Here is a 19,841-nt window from a genome sequence, read left to right as displayed (position 1 = left end):
AGGTGGAGAAACATAATGAATAAAAAAAGTGCTCTGATTGCCACAACTTTGCTTTTATCAGTTGCATTAGCCGGCTGTGGTGGGGGGGAGGCCCCCGCTGCGCCAGCTTCAGTGCAGAAGGCGATCCCAGTCCAAGTGGCAAAAGCGGCTAAAGGCAGTATTAACGACTCAACAGGTATTATTGGAAGCTTTGCTCCGAAAGAGACGGCTCAAGTATCTCCGAAAATTAGCGGAAAAATTCAAAGTATCAATCTTACAGTGGGGCAAAAAGTAAACAAAGGCGACACATTGTTTACTATAGACCAAAAGGATATTCAGGACTCGATTAAGCAATCTCAGGAATCGTACCAGGTTGCCTTGGCCAACTTAAAACAGGCTGAGTCAGGCGCAGCACAATCTGTGCAACAGGCCGAGTCCAGTGTGGATCAAGCCAAAAGTGCGCTTGTACAGCAAGATAACTCCATTACACAAGCTCAGACCAGTCTGATCGATGCTCAGAATTCCGTGCGTGATGCTCAAAATACGCTTAATCGCAACCAACAGTTGTTTAGTGCGGGCGCTCTATCTCAATCCGAGTTAGAACAGTCCCAAATAGCGTATAGAAAGGCTCAAACTGCTGTGGAGAATGCACAGGTTGCACTGCACAATGCACAAACATCTAAGGAAAGTGCGCAAACCACATATAATAATGCCCAGAAATCATTGCGTCTTGCACAACAAAAAACGGGCATAGACGTAGCACGTGCTTCTGTAAATCAAGCCAAAGCGAGTTTAGACACAGCACGTAGCCAATTGGTGGATGCTGTAGTCAAAGCTCCGATTTCCGGCACGATATCGGTAGTAACAGGAGTCCAAGGACAGATGGTTAGTGCGCAATCTGCAGTTGTTACAATTGCAAATACCAATCCTATCATTGCTAAAGTCAACGTTTCTGAATCAGAGCTTCTGAAGATGCAGGTGGGTTCATCTGTAACTGTAGGTGTGGACTCATTAGACAAGCGCATTGAAGCCAGAGTGTCGGCCGTCAATCCGGTAATGGATAATGACCTCAAGGCATATCCTGTCGAGATTTCGGTTCCTAATGGTTCTGGCGAATTAAAATCAGGGATGGTTGTAACTGTATATATGAAGACAGAGGCTCCTAAAAACATTTTAGTATCGCAGGATGCCGTTACAGAGCAGGCAGGGAAGAAGTATGCATATGTAGTGGAAGGTACTGTTGCTAAGAGGGTAGAAGTGCAGACAGGCCAGGAAAGTGCCAAACAGGTTGAGGTCACCAAGGGGCTCGCTGAGGGACAAAATGTCGTCGTTAAGGGCGTAAGTTTGCTTTCAGATGGCGCGAAGATTAATGTAGTAAAATAATTTGTTTCGTTATATTTACATTATATTGCTGTTCTCCGTCATTTCTACTATTTAAAGTGTATTAGAGTATTAGATTTCTAAGGAATCTATAGTCTTTATGTACTTTATGTATTCTATGGATTATTCGTTACGAATATACTCCATTAAAGACCTAATTAATGTACAGAAAATACCCTTGTACATTTAAGGTTGAGAAGGTAAAAGTTGTAGGATGACGGAGGAACAGGTTCAATAGTATAATTATGACTGTGGAAAGCGGAATACATAATCAAAAAAAAAAATTTTTTTTTTGAAACAGACGCAACTTTTTGGACCCATGCTACGTCTAATTGGGTGAGTATGAAACAAAGGGGTACAAAAGCGTAAAGACAAAATTCGCTAAAAAAAATCTTTACTGCATTGTTATCACATTGTATAATACTGGAGTACGTCATAAATGGACGCTTTCTTTCAACTAGATTCCAAGCTTCTGTGATATTGTCACAGATATCATTTTATAAGGGTTCTCATAAAGCTCGGAAAGGAGGTGTAACGACTGATGAGTGACAAGATCCGACAAAAAGACAAAAATAATATTTCTGTTTATATTCAAGGAGGAGAAAAAAAGGTTATGACAAAGTTTAACAAAAAAATGATCAACGTGCTGGCAACAGCAACATTGGTTGCTGGTGTAGCAGCTCCAATCGCAGCATTGACTGCACCAACTGCAATCCATGCAGCTTCTAGCTACCAAGTTCTGAATACTCCTAGTATCAGCGGTGGCGCTCAAAATGGTATTCAATTGGGCAGAGTACATGTAGGTATTGATAAAGCTTCTCTTAACTCTGGAGGTAGCCTGACTGTTTCTTTGCCTAAAGGTTTTAAATTTTCGAAATCTTTCAAAAATGTAAATTTGAAAGATACAGTTGGGAAATCACTCAAAAATGAATCTGTAAGTGATGTAACTGCTGACACTTATGGTACAACAGTTTATGTTGAACAAAATGATAATGGTGATGGTAAAGCAGGACATACACCTGTTGAGTATAATGTGGAAAAAGTGGGGTCGTCTGACAATACTTTTAAAGTAGTTTTCACTGGTTCTAACAGTGCTGATGATCTTGACGTTTACTTTAACTTCAACGTTATTGATGCTACTGGCCCAAGTAATGGTCCTATAAAAGTTGCTTTTGACGCTGCAGCGAACAGTGGTTTGACTAGTAGTGAAGTAACTGTTGGTAATGTAGTTTCTTCTGGTCAAGTAGGTCTGTCAGCTGTTGATACTGAGTCTAAAACAGATAGCTTCAAATTTAGACTAAAAGTTAAAGAGCAAACAGCAGGTGCTTTGGATACCAACAACAACATTAAGCTGAAACTGCCAAGCGGTTTTAAATGGTCAGGTAAAGGCGATGCTGCTGTTCTGTTTGGTGATCTGAAAGCTGGAGATGTTTCAGTAACTGGTTATGATAATAACAATGATACTCTCACAATCTCTTTGAAGAAAAAGACAACACAACAAAGCTCTTTTGATCTTCCGTTGAACTTTGAAGTTGACGATGAGAATAGCGCAAAAACTGGCGATGTAGTAGTTAATGTTACTGGAAATACAACTACTGATGTAAGTACTTTGGTAGTAGGTACTTATGGCGAAATCGGTGGTGGAGTGTCTGTTGCTAAACCTACTGATATTATCGCTGGACACGATGAACAAAAAATCGGTGATATTTCTATTAAAGAAACAGTTGCAGGCTCCTTTGTTGGAGATCGTACAGTAACTCTTCGTCTTCCTGAAGGTGCTCGTTGGCAGTCTGCTTTTGAAGGCAAAACTGGTTCAAACGAATTTGTTGGTTCCCGTGAGTATACTAATGGTCTGAGCAATGTAGACATTAGTTATAGCGATTCCGACAAACGTACATTGAAATTGAAATTCAATAACAACGGAAGTCAAAATTCTTCTGATCCAGGCACATTGACATTGAAAAATGTTGAAGTTGCTACTCAACCTGGTTTCTCCGGTGATTTGAATGTAGAAGTTGCTGGTAGCCAAGGTTTGACTGGTAATGTTAAAGTTGCAACAGTTAAAAAAGCAGTAACTTTGGCTGCTGCGACAAAACCTACCTTGACAATTGGTTTGGGTGATCAACAAATCGGTGACATCACAATTACTGAAGCAGCACGTGAGGCTCTGACTAAATCTAAAAATAGTAATGGTCAAGTGATTTTGGAATTGCCAACAGGCGTACGTTTTGCTTCTACTCCAGAAGTTAAAGTTACTTCTGGTGATGTGAAAATTAAGAGCGTATCTACTGACACTTATGGCGATACAAATAAAGGTCGTCTAAGCTTCTATGTAGATAGCGAGAGTGCAACACCAAGTACAATCACAATCTCTGCTCCTAAGCTGGTTGTAGACCGTACTGTGGCACAAGGTGATATTGTTGCTAAACTGAAAGGTGAAGCAGCTTCTTATACAGCTTACGAAGGTAACAGTGATGTTACTCGTAACTGGAGAGACAACAACACAGCTGCTGATGAAGTAGCTATCGCAACTGTCGGTACTCCAGCCCCAGGTGCTACTAGTACTAAAGCTGTCTTCACACTGGGAAGCACTTCTTATACTGTGAATGGCCAAACTAAAACTGCTGATGTAGCTGCTTATGCTGAAAACGGACGCACTTACTTGCCAGTACGTTATGCAGCTGAAGCTTTGGGTGTATCCCCACAAAACATCCTGTTTGACAAAGCAACTTCCACAGTTACCCTGATTAAAGGTGACCGCGTTGCTCAAATCAAACTGAACACTAACCTGTTGACTGTTAACGGTTCTGTGATTCGTATGGACGTTAAAGCTGTAACTAACAAAAACCGTACTGTACTGCCTATCTTCTGGGTGAGCAGAGCGCTGGATGCATCCATCAACTATGATGCAACTGCTAAAACAGTAACTGTTGAAAACAACAACTAATTTAAGAGCAACTCTTTTGAGTTAACTGAATTAGATGAGAAGAGGGTTCCTTTTGGAGCCCTTTTCTTTTATTAGTCTTATTGACAAAGGAGAGAAATTATGAAACGTTTTGGAGTGGCATTACTATCCACATTGGTTCTTAGTTCTGCGTTTGCTAATCTTGCAGGAGCTCAGTCAGGTGATATAAAGGTTATTATTAACGGTGTGACTCAGCAATATACACAGTCTCCGATAGTCAGTCAAAATACAACCTTGGTGCCTCTTCGTGGTGTTTTTGAAAGCTTGGGAGCGCAAGTGGAGTGGGACAGCAAGGCTAAAAAAGTAACAGCATCTAAAAATGACGATACATTAACTTTAAATATTGGCTCCAAACTTGCTTATAAAAACAGTAAGCCGGTACAGCTTGATGCAGCAACTCAAATTCAAAAGGGTCAAGTGCTCGTTCCTTTACGTTTTGTGAGCCAATCATTAGGCGCCAAAGTAAATTGGGATCAGACTACACGAACAGTGACCATTTCGAATCAAGGTAGTGGTAGTGCTACTGACACCTATAGCTTGTCTAGTAAGCCACTCGCTGCTCCTGTGACCAAAGTTACTTATGATACCTACTATAAAGACTCCTTGACCTATGATGATGCAGTTAAGCTGGCTATTGCTGATAGCACCACAATTAAAACAGTAGAAACGAATATTGATCAGACTAGGAGAATTATGCAAGAAACAGGCAAGAACATTGACTACGTACCTTTGGAGGCAGGTGTTGAGGCTTCTGATAAAGCTTTCAAAGGTTATGCTCAAACGAATCTTAACTATGAGGCTGCCAAGAAGAACCTGGGAATGACCAAAGAAGGTATTGAATATAATGTGAAGGATCTTTATAACAAGCTTCTTCAAAAGCAAAATGCTGTTAAGTTGGCTGCTTTGAATATTGAAGATGCAGAGCGCAAGCTTAAAGTTGCACAAATTAAGAGAGATAACCAAATGTCGAGTGATTACGAAGTCACCCAAGCAACAAATCTGGTAACTCAAAACCAAGCAGCTTTAGACAAAGCAAAAAAGGACTTGGATAGTGCTTTTTTAGCTTTGAACCAACTAATCGGTTATAAGCCAGAGCGACGTTATGAATTGAAAGATAAGCCTGTTTATTCAGAATTTAAAAGTAATGTAGAGACTACAGTAAGCCAAGTACTTACTAGTAGTACTGCCGTTTGGTTAAGTGAGCAAAAGGTAGATTTGGCTGAATTAAGCTTAAAGCTTTACAACTTTAGCTCTCCTGGAAATACGCCTTATGAAGCTGAGCAGCTCAATGTAGAGAAAGCTCAACTTGCTACAGAAGGAACGAAGAGACAACTCGAAGAGGCAGTAAGAAATGCCTATAACACTATTAAAGGCTTGGAGAGCCAGTACTCACAGATTCAAGCTGGTTTGGTGAGTGCAAGAAGTGCGGCTGATATGGCTAAGAAGCAATTTGATGTTGGATTGGCTACAGAACTTCAGGTTTACGAAGCTAATTTGAAAGTGACTACTGCTGAGCAACAGGCCGAAGATATCGTTGCGAGTATTGATACATTGAAAATGGCTTATGAAAAACCTTGGGTATTACAAGGTGCTGCTTCTGGAGCAGGTGCGCAATAATTTAAGCCTAACTTATACTTGTTATAACCTGCAGTAGGAGGTCTTCATGAAATCACGCTATAAAGTATCGTTGGCTGCTGTTTTACTCGGAGGAGGAATTGTGGCTGGCTCTTTGATGAACAATTCAGTCAATGGAGCCTCCAGTTCTGGACAACCTGGAACAGCTGATGATCCAGTCGTAACCAAAAGCTATGTTGATCAAAAAATTGCTCAAGCGATCAAAGGTGGGGGAAGTGCAAGTAGTACTAGTAGTAAGACAACTAGCTCGACTGCTCCAGCAACAAACACCACTACTTCTAATACAACAACGTCTTCAGGAACCTCTAATGCAACTAAAAGTTCAACGGTGGAGCAAACAGAGGCTTTGAAGGTTGTTGATGTAAAGCCTGGTCAGAAACTAATTGCTAAAGCTGGAGCAGAATTTATTTTACGTAATGGAAATGCTGTTGTGTATAGCATGGATGCCAGTGGTGCTATTGATATTACTTCTGGAACTGAAATTGTTCATAACCAGGCTGTCGAAAAAAATCATTTATTATCGTTTCCTAGAGAAGGAAGAGGTATTCAAGTAAAAGAAGACCAAAAGTATGGCTTAGTCGTTATGGTACGTGGCGGCTATACTGTTCAATAACTGGGGTCTATCTCTTTTTAAGGTACTCTTTTTCTTAAATCCTGCTTGGGATAGCAAATTGTTCTTGGCTAAGTTGACTTTAAACACTGCACACTAACTTCATGAAAACTAATTCATTGAGTGGAGGGTGCATATAATGGCGTCGAGAGGTCAAAGACGATTAATTCCTGAAAGTCGTGCCAGATTAGATGATTTGAAGTATGAAATTGCTGCCGAGTTTGGGTTGCCTGTTTATAATCCTCAATATGCACATATACATCCGAATGCTGACAGTGAATTTGCTGCAGAATTGGGAGAGTTTACGAGGAGTCAAAATGTAGCGTGGCGCGATTTAACTTCAAGACAAAATGGCTCCGTTGGTGGAGAGATTACTAAACGATTGATACAATCCGCTGAACGTAGCTTATCTGGATTTGGTACATTATAAATTGCAATTATTTGTACAGATTTTAAACAAATAGTAGGTTTAAACTGGAGCTATTTACATGTGGATCAAAATGGTTCGCATGTAAACTCACTTCATTTTCGAATTTTGTTATTTGGATGACATGAATTGACACCTTGTTTTAAATAGGATATCATGGCATTTGAGGCTTGTACGCAACCTTTTCCTACCGGAAAAGGTTCATTTTTTGTTAATCAGGTGTAAAAGATATCTTCCGTCATTTGTTGGGTTGAAGGTAACTGAATAATGCCATGCCATGTTAGGATTTATTAAAAATCCTCATGTATTTTAATTGTGGGAGGTTGAAATTCATGTCTGTAAAAGGTCGTCATTTGTTCACGTCCGAGTCTGTAACAGAAGGCCATCCGGATAAAATTTGTGATCAGATATCCGATGCTGTATTGGACGCCTTTTTGGCTAATGACCCTAATGCACGGGTAGCATGTGAAGTATCGGTAGCTACCGGTCTTGTTCTCGTCATTGGTGAAATCAGCTCCAAATCGGAATACGTGGATATTCCATCCATTGTTCGTAATACGATTAAGGAAATTGGTTATACACGTGCAAAATACGGTTTCGACTATAATACTTGCGCTGTATTGACTTCTTTGAATGAACAGTCGCCAGACATTGCTCAAGGGGTTAACGCTGCCCTTGAAAGCCGTGATCCTGCTGAAGTAGATAAGGAAACAGAAAACATTGGGGCTGGGGACCAAGGATTAATGTTCGGTTTTGCTACGAACGAAACACCTGAGCTAATGCCTCTCCCTATCGCTATGTCTCACCGTATTGCACGACGCTTGTCTGAAGTGCGTAAGGATGGAACACTGAATTACCTTCGTCCAGATGGTAAAACTCAAGTAACGGTAGAATATGAAAACGGCAAACCTGTCCGTATCGATGCCATTGTGGTTTCCACGCAGCATGCAGAAGATACTACTTTGGGGCAAATTCAAGCAGATATCAAAGAGAAGGTCATTTTGCCAGTGGTTCCTGCTGAATTGCTGGACGAGCAAACCAAGTACTACATTAATCCGACAGGGCGCTTTGTTATCGGTGGTCCTCAAGGGGATGCAGGTCTGACAGGCCGTAAAATTATTGTAGATACGTATGGTGGTTATGCACGTCATGGCGGGGGAGCATTCTCAGGTAAAGATCCAACTAAAGTAGACCGTTCTGCTGCTTATGCTGCTCGTTATGTAGCGAAAAACCTTGTGGCAGCTGGATTGGCTGACAAGGTTGAAATACAGCTTGCTTATGCCATCGGTGTAGCTACGCCTGTTTCGATTAACGTCGATACATACGGCACAGGGAAAGTCAGTGATGAAAAACTCGTTGAATTGATCCGAAATAACTTCGATCTTCGCCCAGCAGGCATCATTCGCATGTTGGATCTGCGTCGTCCAATCTACAAGCAAACAGCTGCCTACGGCCACTTTGGACGCACAGATCTGGATGTACCGTGGGAGAGTGTAGATAAAGCGGAAATTCTGAGAGAGCAAGCGGGGTTATAATCCTCGTAGGTCATCAGAATAACGCATTAACCTAAAAAGACTGTTCATGCTATGCATGAGACAGTCTTTTTTTGATATACTTTGCTATTAACTATGAACTTGCCACGGTGTACTTAATTTCGCTCCACTATTCGGATATCGGTGCGAGACCCAATAAATTTCTGAGTAAATGACATACCTTCTGTACTTCCTTATATTGCTCCAAATACGCAAAAAGAGCTTTTAAGAGACCTTTCTGAGGGTTCGATTTCAGAGCCTCTTCCTTTAATTGAGCGTAAATTTGCTGACACTCCTGTTTCTCCTCTGAGCTCCACGAAGACAGCAGTATACTGTCTTCCAGGGAGTGGAGAAGGCCGTTAATTTGACGACCTTGGTCAAAGGGATTACTTAAAGCGCTCTCGGGTAACCAGCCTTTCTTGCTCCAAAACAAATGTGGAGCGGGATCAGCACTGCTCAGGCTGGTTGCCAAGGAACTGGATAAGAAGATGATAAACTGTGTTAGATGCTCAATCGTTTCATCATTCATCCGATCGGCAAAGAAGCGAATATATTCAAACACAATACTTTTCAGCACAAAGGTTATATCCCATGCATGATCTTCAATGCCTGGTCCAAAAATATCAATCAGGCAGTCGCGAACCCATTTGTATAATTTGTATTCATGCTGTTCAAACACACCATTGAGTTGTTCATTTTGAAAAATAAGCATGGAAGGCTCAGGAAGATCCATCATGAGATACACTTTGTTTTCAACAAGATTTTTCAAGTAGAGTACAATAAAACCGTGCAGCTTATCGTGTTTAGATAGGTCAGGTTTACTGTAGAGAGCTCGGATGTCTTGTTCAATATTGTTTTCCAAAATGATACACATTTCCAAAGGCAATTCTTCTTTCCCTTGGAAATATTTATAGAAGGATGCTTTTGCCATTCCACTTTCTTTAGCGATTTCTTCAACAGATGTTGAATAATAGCCTTTTCTGGAGAACAGCCGAATGGCCGCCTGTAAAATATCATTTTTTTTACTTTCCATACATACTCCCTCCAGGAACCAACTCGACAGCATGCGGAATTCGATACTTCATACATTACAAAGGTTGGTCACGTGTAATAACTGTGTGCTGCTGTTTTTTGAGTTGCCGGTGCATCTTGTACTTGGCCATGATCATATACAAGGACGGCACCACAAACAAAGTTAACAAGGTTGAAAATAACAAACCGAAAATGACGGTGAACGCCAGTGGCTTAAAGAGCAGGCTCCCTAATAGTGCTAATGGAATCATACCTACAATGGCAGCCAGGGAAGTCAACAAAATCGGTCTGAAGCGAGCAGCGGCGGCTTGTATTACGGCTTCCCTTAACTCCACTCCTTCATGTCTTGCATCCTCGATAAATTCTATTAAGACAATCCCGTTCCGTACCACAATACCCGCAAGTGCGATAATACCCATGATACTCATAAAACCGATGGGCATACCAGTTAGAAAAATACCAATAATCCCGCCGGCAGCTGCTAGGTACACGGTCGTCATAATAATAATAGGAATGGAGAGTGAATAAAACTGCATCGTGATCAAGAGTAAAATGAGTAAGACTACAACAATCGCCAGCTTCCCTAAATCTCCGAATATGGTGGACTGATCGGATGTTTCACCGCCTACCTCCCATTTATAGCCTTCAGGGAACCTCATTTGTGCCAGTTTGCCTTCCACATCTACCATGGCTTCACTTGCAGTTCTTCCATTCAAGTCCGCTTCGACCGTTATCGTCCGCTCCATATTGTAATGCTTGATTTGCTGAATAGCAAATGACGGTTTAATCTGTACAAGCTGGTTTAATGGAATTTGCTTGCCAGCTGCATTCACTACACTTAATTGTTGGAAAAGCTTACTTGGCTCCTCGTTACTGTGATTCAAATACATCTTGATATCTACCAGACTGTTTCCCGTATCAAATTGACTGACTTGAGCTCCTTCTTTTAACAGAAGAAGGGTACGAGTCAAATCTGTGTAGCTTACTAGATACTGATCCATGGCTTGTTTGTTAACCTCAAGCTCGAGGGCATATCGTTCAATTCCTATGTCATCTACGATGCCCGTTGTGCCCTCAACTGTCGCGATCTGCTCCTTTGCTTTTTGGGCAAGGGTTTGCAGTTCATTCAGATCCTGACCTGAGATACGAATAGAAACGGGTTTACCTACTGGAATCCCAAGACGGGGAACATACATGGTAACCGTAACGCCAGGGTAGGATTTCTTAACATGTTGTTCCCAAGCATCAACTGTCGAATTGAGATCAAATACGTTCTCTTTTCCGACAACAGCAATCTGACCTACGGTTTCGTTATAACTGATAGTTCCACCCGCACTATTAATGTCACTAAACAGTTGGGGGGCGGTCCCACCGGCACTGTAAACGACATTGGAAGTTTCGGGTTGCTTTTTAATCCAGCCTGCAAGATCTTTAACGACCTGGTCGGTTTCCGCAATGGAAGTGCCTACAGGCATTTTTACATTTAATGCAACATGAGGATCTTCAGATTCAGGGAAAAGCTCAACCGATGTAAAGGGAACTAATCCATAAGCGGCTGTGCCAAGCATGAGTCCAACCATAGCCGTCAGCAAGGGACGCTGAATGACTTTAGGCATCAGCTTTTGTGAATAAAGCTTGTTTAAAGAGTGGATCTGCTGACCGAGCAAGCCTACTGGTTTAGATTTCCTCTGAGGATGAAGAGTCTGTCTGCGTTTCTCATACCACTCTCGAAAAATAGGGATGATCGTGAGAGACATGATCATAGAAGCTAACATGGCCAGAGAAACAATGGTGGGAATGGGTCTAATAAAGGCACCTACATTTCCGGGCAGAAACAACAATGGAGCAAAGGCAGAGATCGTGGCCAATGTTGCAATCAAAATAGATAGCATGACCTCTTTGGTACCTTTTATAGCTGCAACGGAGGGTGGCTCTCCTAATTCCGTAAGTCTGCGCTCAATATTATCGTTTACCACTACAGCGTCATCCACGAGTATGCCGAGTACAATGATCAGACCGACAACGGAAATCTGATTTAGAGTAATGCCGAACATAGGTAAAAAGATAACGGCAATCGAAACCGAAATAGGGATTGCCAGCGCGACAAAAGCTGAGGTGAGTAAATTCAAGCCCAACATACAAACAAGAATAACCGCTGCAATGGCCAGAATCGTTTCACGCTTTAAGTCGTCAAAGATATGGCTTACCTGATCCTTTTGTGCAAAGAGAGTCTGTAAGTGAACACCCGCAGGGAGTGTTTTCTCCAGCTCTTTGAGCTTGCTATTGACCTTTGCGCTCATAGAAGGGATGTCTGTGCCTGTTTCCGCCCCAATACTTAGTGTAATGGCCGGTTTACCCTCTACGTAAGCGAAATATTCTGCCTCAGGATGTGCCAGCTCAGTTGTGCCGATATCTCTTAAATAAACAGGGTTACCTTCTTTTGTACGTGTCAAGATGACCTGATTTAATTCGTCAGCTTTTTCGGTCTCACGAACAACGAGTTGATAGGTTCGTCCGTTGTATTCAATATTACCAGTAGGAACCCGATCAATCTGAGACTGGATCGCTTGTGCCACTTGTCCCCACGACAATTGATATTGCTGAAGCTTTTGGTTGTCGATATGGATACGTACTTCCTGATCGGGAAGACCATTGAATTTGACACTGGATACGCCGGAAATTGTATTAAGTTGATCTTTCCAGGTGGTGGTCAAATCATTTAGTTTATACAGTGGGGCAGATGAGTCGGCGGTCAGGGCATAAGAGCCGATAAACGAGCTGGTTAGCTTGTCATTTATAACAGGCACTTCAGCGCCTTGAGGAAGATCAGCTTGTGCATCCTGCACTTTTTTACGCATATTATCCCAAACCGTTTGAGGATCTACTCCATTTTTGGATTCGATTAAAATAGAGGAGAATCCGTTCCCAGAAGTCGAATTAATCGTTTTAACACCTTCAACCTCCTTGATGCGTTTCTCCAGCTCTTTAGTTACGGTTTGTTCTACTTTTTGTGGTGAAGCGCCGGGATAGACGGTTGTGACCGTAGCATTCTGTATGGTCACATCGGGCATTTCCTGCTGTGGTAACTGGAAAAAACCAAAAGTTCCAACTACAATCAGCATGACAAAAAACAGCAACGTAATTTTTCGTTTTTTTACGATGTACTCAATCATGGACGTCCGCCTTCCTCCGACTGAATCGCATTTCCATCAAATAGGGATTCTGCCCCTTTAATGACAATACGTTCTCCTTCACGAAGCCCGGATACAATTTGCAATTGATTATCTACAACCTGATTGCCAAGCTCCACAGGGGTTCTAACCGCTTTTCCTTGAACATCTTTGAAAATAAAAGGCTTGCTTCCCGTATTGATGACTGCTTCAGCAGGCACAAGAATACCATTCTTGTCTGTCACCTGATGCGCAGCTTTGATGACCTGGCCGGGTAACCAGTCTCGCTGTGGATTGGCAATGACAATCTCTACGTTAACCCTCCCTGTATCGGTGCTGGTTGAAGGATAGACGTTGGACACCGTACCCTGACGAGTTTCTTCATAGAGCGCCACCTTTACCTGTTGTCCCTTTTTCCAATCCTTAATTTCACTGTCTGGTACGGGAAGGAGCACTTTAAGACGGTCGATGGAGCCTATGCGATAGACGGCTTGGCCCGACGCGACCAAATCACCTGTATTCACGATTTTGTCTAGGATTACGCCGTTCACAGGAGAAGCTAAACGGGTGCGTGACAGTGCCAGCTCTGCCTGGTCTTTGGCAACAAGTGCTTTTTCGTAGTTGGCACGCGCTTGTTTTTGGGAAGCCTCAGCCTGTTCGCTGGCTGCAAGAGCTTTAGTTTTACCTGCTATCGCATTCTGAAAGGAAGCTTGGACAGATTGATGCTCTTCGGCTGTGGCTCCTTCCAGCAAAAGAGATAAGGAAGCTTTCGCTTGCTCCAGATTTTGGAGAGCAGTGGTAGTATTCAAGCGGGCGTTCTCGTTATCCGACGCGGTAGCTGCCCCCGCCTCAAACAGCTTTTGTGTCCGCTCGCTATCCGTCTTGGCCTTGTTATAGGCGCTTTGTGCCTTATCGACAGTGGTTTGAGCTTGCTGTTTTTCCTGAGCGCGCGCACCCTTGTTGACCTTGCTAACATTTGCACGAGCATTCGCAATACCAGCATCGGCAGATTGAATCGCAGAGGTAGCTGCCTGTAAGTTAGCCTGTGCGTTATCTATACCGGCTAGAGCTTCTTGGATCGAGGCTGTAGCCTGTGCAACCTGTAGCCTGTAGTCGGCGTCATCGAGACGGGCAATGGTTGTACCTTTTTGGACAAGAGTTCCAGTCGTGATTTCTGCGCTAGCGACGGTACCTCCGTTTTGAAAGGCTAGTGTACGTTCCTCATAGGCCTGAAGGGTACCTGACAAGTCATAGGCGGTATGGAGTGGTGTGTTTTTGACGACTGTAGTGCGCACAACGGTCGGCTGTGCGGATGAACCTGAAGCTGCATCTTTTTTTCCGGTAGAGCATCCGGTGATGGCGAGGCTCAGTGATAAGGTGAGTATGATGATGGCCCGTTGTTTATTCATGATTATCCATCCTTCCGATAGGGTCATAAGTTTCTGTTTAAACTTACTGGTTTAAATTGAACTCATAAGTTCATGTTGTATTATAGTGCGTCAATATTGTATTCGTCAATTCACTGTTTTGGATTTTATGAATTAGTTGGCGGGATTTCGGAACTTTTGCCTTTATAATAAGTCTATTAACATAAGAGGATTTTTTTGTTTATTGGTAGAGTACATGTGCGGATTAATCCGTTTGAATACAAAGAAGATGGGAGCTATTATCCAAATGTTTTTAAGTAATAGAAAACACAGCAAAGTGAAAGTAGATGGCAAAGGAATCGCTAAAAGATGGGCTGTATTAACGCTGGCAGGAGTATTATGGGTCGGTCCGGTTGCTGGAACTGGGGTTCTAATCCCGTTAAACAATTGGATATCTGCTCCAATCGCGAGTGCTGCCTCCGGTTCAACGGTAAAATTGGGTGAAGAGATTATTACTTCGGGCGCAACATTATTGAAATATCGCTTTAAAGGGTCTAAAGGAACAGCGCTGGCTGATATCATTCGAGTAGACCTGCAAAATCCGTACGTAAAGCTGGATGTTATGACAGGGAAGAACGGACAGTTTACGACCCGTCAGAGCACAGGCGGTATGGCAAAAGAGACCGGTGCGGTTGCTGGAGTGAACGGGGATTATTTTAATACCTCTAGTGAGGGAGCACCGATCGGTGGACAGGTATCCAAGGGCGTGCTGATGTCTACACCCTCTGATTTAACAGGGATGTATGCCTTTGCTGTTACGAAGGATGGCTCGCCGATGGTTGAGCAATTTACTTTCGAAGGTACAGTAAAAGCTGGGGATGGGTCTTCCTTCTCCTTGGCAGGGATGAACAAGGCTTCGTACTCGCCAGAGACGAGTGGGAGCAGCTACAGTCACTCCAATGCTATGTATATTTATACATCTGCTTGGAAAGCGATTGAGCGACCTAAAAACAGTTCGACAACGCCTACAGAAATACTGGTACAAAATGGCGTGGTTACGCAAGTCTCCGAAAATGCTACATTGAATATGACTGTTCCGCAGGATGGCTATATTTTACGTACACACGGTAAAGCAGCTGAATATGCCAAAGCGCATCTGACTGTGGGACAGACCGTAGAAACGAACTATCACCTTCGCGTCAAATCGACAGGGAGTGAAGTAGATCCTTCCAACCTTCAGATGATGATCGGTGGACATACCATATTAGTAAATGACGGACAGAAGACCTCGTTCTCCCGAAGTACAACAAGTATTGGCGGGACACGTGCGCGTACGGCTTTGGGATATTCCCGTGACAAACGATACGCATATGTCATTGCCGTTGAGAAGAATGGGAATAGCGTTGGTGTATCCCTGAGCGAGCTGCAAACACTGATGAAAGATATCGGTGTCTGGAAGGGGATGAACCTTGATGGTGGCGGCTCTACCACTATGGTAACTCGTGATTTGGGAGATACGACAGCGGGGCTTACATTCAATACAGAATATGGTACAGAGCAACGTAGCATCGTAAATGGAGTGGGAGTATATACCACTGCTCCTAAAGGAACGCTCAAAGGCTTTACCATCAAGGGCAATAAAACGCTGCTGATTGGTCAGACCGGAAGCTACTCCTTCAAAGGCTACGACAACTACTACAATCCATTTGATACTTCGAAAGTACAAGTGACGTGGAAGTCCGGCAACCCTGCTGTTGTGTCCGTGAGCGGCGGTGTTGTGAAGGGGGCCAAACCGGGAACTGCTACCTTAACAGCATCCAGTGGTTCAGCCAGTGCGACAACCAAGGTCACCGTGCTTGGGGCAGATGAAATTTCATCACTTACCGCAGGAAGTGGGACAGGCTCGCTTACTGCAGGAGCAAAAATCGCAGTACCGATAACGGCCAAGACGAAAGATGGACAGAGTGTCAGCATTACATCAGATGCGCTCAAATGGGAGTTCATCGGCTTTAAGGGAAGCGTTAAGGACAATCAGCTTACGGTAAATACAGTGGATGCGGGTGTGAAAACAGGCTATGCCATTGGTCGCTACGATGGTTTCAGTGCGGTTGTCTTCCTGTCTGCTGGCGGGGCAAGTACAAATAACTGGGAAAACTTCGAAAATGTTTCGTATCCGGTTGATTTTACTTCAAATGCGGAAGGTGTTACCGGTACAGCGGCAGTTGTACAAGGGGATGGAGACCATGCCAATTCCAAAGTGCTGGAGCTAAGCTACGACATGACGAACGGCAGTGGTAAAATGTATGCTTACGCTCAATTAAACGGCACATCCGGCAAGACGCTGGAACAGGCAGCTACATCCATCTCGATTGATGTCAAAGGAGATAAGAGTCTGAACTGGCTGCGTGCAGAGCTGGAAGATGCCCAAGGCAAAACTGCATATATTGATCTTGCCAAAGTGATCGACTGGAACGGCTGGAAAACGATTAACGCAGATATGAGCGGTTTGAATATTTCGTATCCGGCGAAGCTGAAACGTCTCTATGTGGTCAATGTAGCCGAAGGTCAGGATGAGCGTGCTAAGACAGGTAAGGTCGCTTTTGATAATATCTCTTTTAATACACCAGGAACAGTCGGCACAGAAGGACTTAAAAAGGGAACAGCTCAGATGACGATCGGTCAAAAATCGATGACGGTAAATGGAACGCCAACAACGATTGATGCAGCTCCGATGAATCGCAATGGGTCGACGTATGTTCCAATCAAGTATGTGTTGGACGCATTTGGCGGGCAAGCCAAATGGAATGCGGGCGATCAACGGATCACCATTATGCGCGGTGGTGTGCTGATGGATTTGACTGTAGGAAAAAAAGAATTGATTCTAAACGGAAAGCGTAAGAGCTCTGAAGTTGCACCTATTGTACTAGGAGGAAGGACTTTAGTCCCATTAAGACTTGTGTCTGAACAGTTAGGAATGACTGTAAAATGGGAACAAGAAACGAAGACCATCACCCTCCAGTCATGATATGGTATGATATATACTTGAAATGCTAGGATTGGAGTAGAACATTTGTGGACTTTCAAGCCGATATCATAGACCGAGTCATTAAAAATGCCATCCAGGTGATGGAGAACAGCAAATATCAGATGTTCGAAATATTGGACACGGCCCGGACCGAGCTGGTCACGTTAAATCAAGAGCTCCAGAGCGTATTGAAGGAAACGGCAGAAACGATCGAAAAAGTGGACCAGCTGGAAATGAACTATCGGCGGTCCCGAATTCGGTTGACTGAGGTCAGTCGTGATTTCGTCCGCTACTCGGAAGAGGATATCAAGCAGGCTTATGAGAAGGCAACACAGCTTCAACTCGATGTGATGATTTTTCGCGAGAAGGAAATGTATCTCAAAGCCAGAAGAGATGATCTTCAAAAGCGGGCCAAAAGTGTCGAGGCTTCTGTCGAGCGGGCCGAAACTATCGGTTCGCAGATGGGAGTCGTGCTGGAATATTTATCGGGTGAATTGGGACAAGTGACGCGGATCATTGAATCGGCCAAAAATCGGCAGTTTATTGGTCTGAAAATTATTTTGGCTCAGGAAGAGGAGCGTAAGCGCATATCCCGTGAAATTCACGATGGACCTGCGCAACTCCTTGCGCATCTAGTGCTTAGGACGGAAATTGTGGAAAGAATGATCGCCAAGCAGGAATTTAAGATGGTTCAGGACGAAATAGTAGACTTGAAGAAACAAGTTCGCTCCAGTCTTGAGGAAATGCGAAAGGTCATTTTCAACTTGCGTCCCATGGCTCTGGATGACCTGGGGCTTATTCCGACGCTCCGGAAATATGTGCAGGATTTTGAAGAAAAAACGAAGATTAGAGCGCTTTTTGAAACAAGGGGCAAGGAACACCGTCTCTCTTCCGCGATGGAAGCAGCCATTTACCGTCTGATCCAGGAAGCTTTGACTAACGCTGCCAAGCATGCTTACCCTACCTATGTGCTTGTTGAGATTACCTACCAGGCACAGCTTGTGAAAATTGTTGTGCAGGATAATGGTCTGGGCTTTAAGCCAGAGCTTTTTCAGCAAAAAAGCAAGGACCATGGGCACTTTGGTCTGATTGGTATGCGGGAAAGGGTTGAACTGCTCGAGGGGAGAATGGAGATCGAATCAGCTGAGAATCAAGGCACCAAGATAGTGATTCATATCCCAACCAACGTGGAAAAGGGAAAGGAGTAACAACATGGAAAATCAGGAAATGAGTAATGCACCCATTAAAGTTCTCTTAGCGGACGACCATCAGTTGTTCCGTGAAGGACTTAAACGTATTTTGAATATGGAGGACGACATTGAGGTCATCGGAGAATGTGGCGATGGCATTCAAGTGTTGGAATTCTGCAACGTAGAGAAACCGGATATTGTTCTGATGGACATTAATATGCCAATTGAAAATGGTGTAGAGGCAACTGAAAAACTACGTGAGATGTTTCCGGACGTCAAAGTGATCATTTTATCCATTCATGATGATGAAAGCTATGTATTCGAGACGTTGCGCAAGGGGGCCAATGGCTATCTGTTAAAAGATATGGAGGCCGAATCCCTCATTAATGCTATTCGTTCAGTACATGAAGGATATGCATTCATTCATCCGAAGGTAACGGGTAAGCTTATTCAGCAGCTCCGTCGGATGACTTACCTGAATGAAACAGGGGCTATGGCGGAAGGTCATACTAAGGAAGCAGGCGTGAAGTTTGTCGCAGGTGAAAATAATCCACTGACCCGCCGCGAAGCAGAAGTGTTGCGTCTGATGGCTGAAGGCAAGAGCAATAAGATGATTGGTGAATATTTATTCATTAGTGAGAAAACAGTCAAAAACCATGTAAGTAGCATTTTGCAAAAAATGGAAGTTGATGATCGTACACAAGCAGTTATTAACTCCATCAAATACGGATGGGTTACACTGTAAAGTGTAGTCTTTTCATGCATTAGACGATGCAGCTGCCTAGATATGAATGCTGTACCGCCTTTCTTTTAGAGCGAGATATCCGCTCGTATGGAAGTCCAGTACATAACCGTGACACCTCTTCCTGTTATACGGCATATATTGTCGCTATAGGAGGAGGTGGAACCCTCGTGACGGCTCACTTGGTTTGGATATTGCTTATATACGGTGTGGGAGCTGCAGTCGTGCATCTCATGTATATACGACAGGCGGTTCAGGCTTATCACAATGGCGAAGATGCACACACGACATCGCTGGATCATCGTGCGACTCGCTACATTGTGATTACATCCAATGATGGAGATCGTGTGGAATGGGTGATGCGTTCATTGAGTATCCTTGCCTGGCTACACCGGAGGCCGCTACATGTAACGGTACTGGATGATGAATCTATAGACGATACGCTACCGATTCTGACCCGGCTGGTGCGCTATAGTCATATGGATGTTTCAGTCATCTCATGTCGTTTTTCACCGGGGAACCCGGTTTTGCCGAAGTCAGGCGGTGAAAAACAGGTTGTTATTGATCTTAGAACAGCAAACCCGTTGGCGGGCGCCCCACTTGTTCCTTAGTGACAGGGATCTGTGGACATCGTGGTTAAAATCAGATATAAATATTTATAGACAGTTGCATATGCAAGACAGTAGGGATTTCGTTGAAATCTGTTTGATGTGAAGCACACTTCAGGCTAACAGCCATGGAAGTGTGCTTTTTTGCTGTTTTCTGGGGTGATAAGCACTAGGAAAAA

13 protein-coding genes are annotated in these 19,841 nt (G+C 43.5%); 10 read left to right on the top strand and 3 right to left on the bottom strand.

What is annotated here, in order from left to right; translation table 11 throughout:
- Nucleotides 1-15 precede the first annotated feature (15 nt).
- From PPM_RS24015 to metK, 6 genes are all read left to right on the top strand, one after another.
- Nucleotides 16-1,362 (top strand): efflux RND transporter periplasmic adaptor subunit, encoded by a 1,347-nt coding sequence (locus PPM_RS24015; RefSeq protein WP_016324811.1) that lies wholly within the window; start codon nt 16-18, stop codon nt 1,360-1,362.
- Between the two features lie 538 nt (nt 1,363-1,900).
- On the top strand, nt 1,901-4,306 hold the full coding sequence (locus PPM_RS24010) for a copper amine oxidase N-terminal domain-containing protein (protein ID WP_013373411.1): 2,406 nt from the start codon (nt 1,901-1,903) through the stop codon (nt 4,304-4,306).
- Nucleotides 4,307-4,405: 99 nt separating this feature from the next.
- Entirely contained in the window at nt 4,406-5,941 is a 1,536-nt protein-coding gene (locus tag PPM_RS24005; protein WP_016324810.1) for a stalk domain-containing protein, read from the top strand.
- A 46-nt stretch (nt 5,942-5,987) separates the two neighbouring features.
- Nucleotides 5,988-6,572 (top strand): hypothetical protein, encoded by a 585-nt coding sequence (locus PPM_RS24000; RefSeq protein ID WP_016324809.1) that lies wholly within the window; start codon nt 5,988-5,990, stop codon nt 6,570-6,572.
- A gap of 136 nt (nt 6,573-6,708) precedes the next feature.
- Complete coding sequence (locus PPM_RS23995) at nt 6,709-6,999, top strand: alpha/beta-type small acid-soluble spore protein (protein WP_043921431.1); 291 nt, start codon at nt 6,709-6,711, stop codon at nt 6,997-6,999.
- A 329-nt stretch (nt 7,000-7,328) separates the two neighbouring features.
- Complete coding sequence (gene metK / locus PPM_RS23990) at nt 7,329-8,531, top strand: methionine adenosyltransferase (RefSeq protein WP_016324807.1); 1,203 nt, start codon at nt 7,329-7,331, stop codon at nt 8,529-8,531.
- A gap of 127 nt (nt 8,532-8,658) precedes the next feature.
- Here metK and PPM_RS23985 read toward each other — a convergent pair whose 3' ends face one another.
- The 3 genes from PPM_RS23985 to PPM_RS23975 are packed head-to-tail and all read right to left on the bottom strand — an operon-like array spanning nt 8,659 to nt 14,139.
- Complete coding sequence (locus PPM_RS23985; RefSeq protein WP_013373406.1) at nt 8,659-9,561, bottom strand: TetR/AcrR family transcriptional regulator; 903 nt, start codon at nt 9,559-9,561, stop codon at nt 8,659-8,661.
- Between the two features lie 55 nt (nt 9,562-9,616).
- On the bottom strand, nt 9,617-12,733 hold the full coding sequence (locus PPM_RS23980; RefSeq protein WP_013373405.1) for an efflux RND transporter permease subunit: 3,117 nt from the start codon (nt 12,731-12,733) through the stop codon (nt 9,617-9,619).
- Entirely contained in the window at nt 12,730-14,139 is a 1,410-nt protein-coding gene (locus PPM_RS23975; protein ID WP_013373404.1) for an efflux RND transporter periplasmic adaptor subunit, read from the bottom strand. The genes PPM_RS23980 and PPM_RS23975 overlap by 4 nt, the downstream gene beginning before the upstream one ends.
- Before the next feature lie 265 nt (nt 14,140-14,404).
- Here PPM_RS23975 and PPM_RS23970 point away from each other — a divergent pair, with 265 nt between their 5' ends.
- From PPM_RS23970 to PPM_RS23955, 4 genes are all read left to right on the top strand, one after another.
- The gene (locus PPM_RS23970) at nt 14,405-17,122 is read left to right on the top strand and encodes a stalk domain-containing protein (RefSeq protein ID WP_013373403.1); all 2,718 of its coding nucleotides are present in this window, start codon (nt 14,405-14,407) and stop codon (nt 17,120-17,122) included.
- A 47-nt stretch (nt 17,123-17,169) separates the two neighbouring features.
- Nucleotides 17,170-18,330: a sensor histidine kinase gene (locus tag PPM_RS23965; protein WP_013373402.1), complete on the top strand. Its 1,161-nt coding sequence runs from the start codon at nt 17,170-17,172 to the stop codon at nt 18,328-18,330.
- Nucleotides 18,331-18,334: 4 nt separating this feature from the next.
- Complete coding sequence (locus PPM_RS23960) at nt 18,335-19,057, top strand: response regulator (RefSeq protein ID WP_013373401.1); 723 nt, start codon at nt 18,335-18,337, stop codon at nt 19,055-19,057.
- Between the two features lie 167 nt (nt 19,058-19,224).
- Entirely contained in the window at nt 19,225-19,665 is a 441-nt protein-coding gene (locus PPM_RS23955) for a hypothetical protein (protein ID WP_013373400.1), read from the top strand.
- The last annotated feature ends 176 nt before the right edge of the window (nt 19,666-19,841 follow it).

The sequence above is a fragment of the Paenibacillus polymyxa M1 genome, assembly GCF_000237325.1.
Classification (GTDB): Bacteria; Bacillota; Bacilli; order Paenibacillales; family Paenibacillaceae; genus Paenibacillus; species Paenibacillus polymyxa_C.
Note: the sequence above shows the minus strand (reverse complement) of the source record. Positions and strands in the feature narration are given on the sequence as shown.

Excerpts from the sequence above, each read along its gene's own strand:
- PPM_RS24015 (WP_016324811.1), top strand. The coding sequence starts at position 16 with ATGAATAAAAAAAGTGCTCTGATTGCCACAACTTTGCTTTTATCAGTT.
- PPM_RS24010 (WP_013373411.1), top strand. The coding sequence starts at position 1,901 with ATGAGTGACAAGATCCGACAAAAAGACAAAAATAATATTTCTGTTTAT.
- PPM_RS24005 (WP_016324810.1), top strand. The coding sequence starts at position 4,406 with ATGAAACGTTTTGGAGTGGCATTACTATCCACATTGGTTCTTAGTTCT.
- PPM_RS24000 (WP_016324809.1), top strand. The coding sequence starts at position 5,988 with ATGAAATCACGCTATAAAGTATCGTTGGCTGCTGTTTTACTCGGAGGA.
- PPM_RS23995 (WP_043921431.1), top strand. The coding sequence starts at position 6,709 with ATGGCGTCGAGAGGTCAAAGACGATTAATTCCTGAAAGTCGTGCCAGA.
- metK (WP_016324807.1), top strand. The coding sequence starts at position 7,329 with ATGTCTGTAAAAGGTCGTCATTTGTTCACGTCCGAGTCTGTAACAGAA.
- PPM_RS23985 (WP_013373406.1), bottom strand. The coding sequence starts at position 9,561 with ATGGAAAGTAAAAAAAATGATATTTTACAGGCGGCCATTCGGCTGTTC.
- PPM_RS23980 (WP_013373405.1), bottom strand. The coding sequence starts at position 12,733 with ATGATTGAGTACATCGTAAAAAAACGAAAAATTACGTTGCTGTTTTTT.
- PPM_RS23975 (WP_013373404.1), bottom strand. The coding sequence starts at position 14,139 with ATGAATAAACAACGGGCCATCATCATACTCACCTTATCACTGAGCCTC.
- PPM_RS23970 (WP_013373403.1), top strand. The coding sequence starts at position 14,405 with ATGTTTTTAAGTAATAGAAAACACAGCAAAGTGAAAGTAGATGGCAAA.
- PPM_RS23960 (WP_013373401.1), top strand. The coding sequence starts at position 18,335 with ATGGAAAATCAGGAAATGAGTAATGCACCCATTAAAGTTCTCTTAGCG.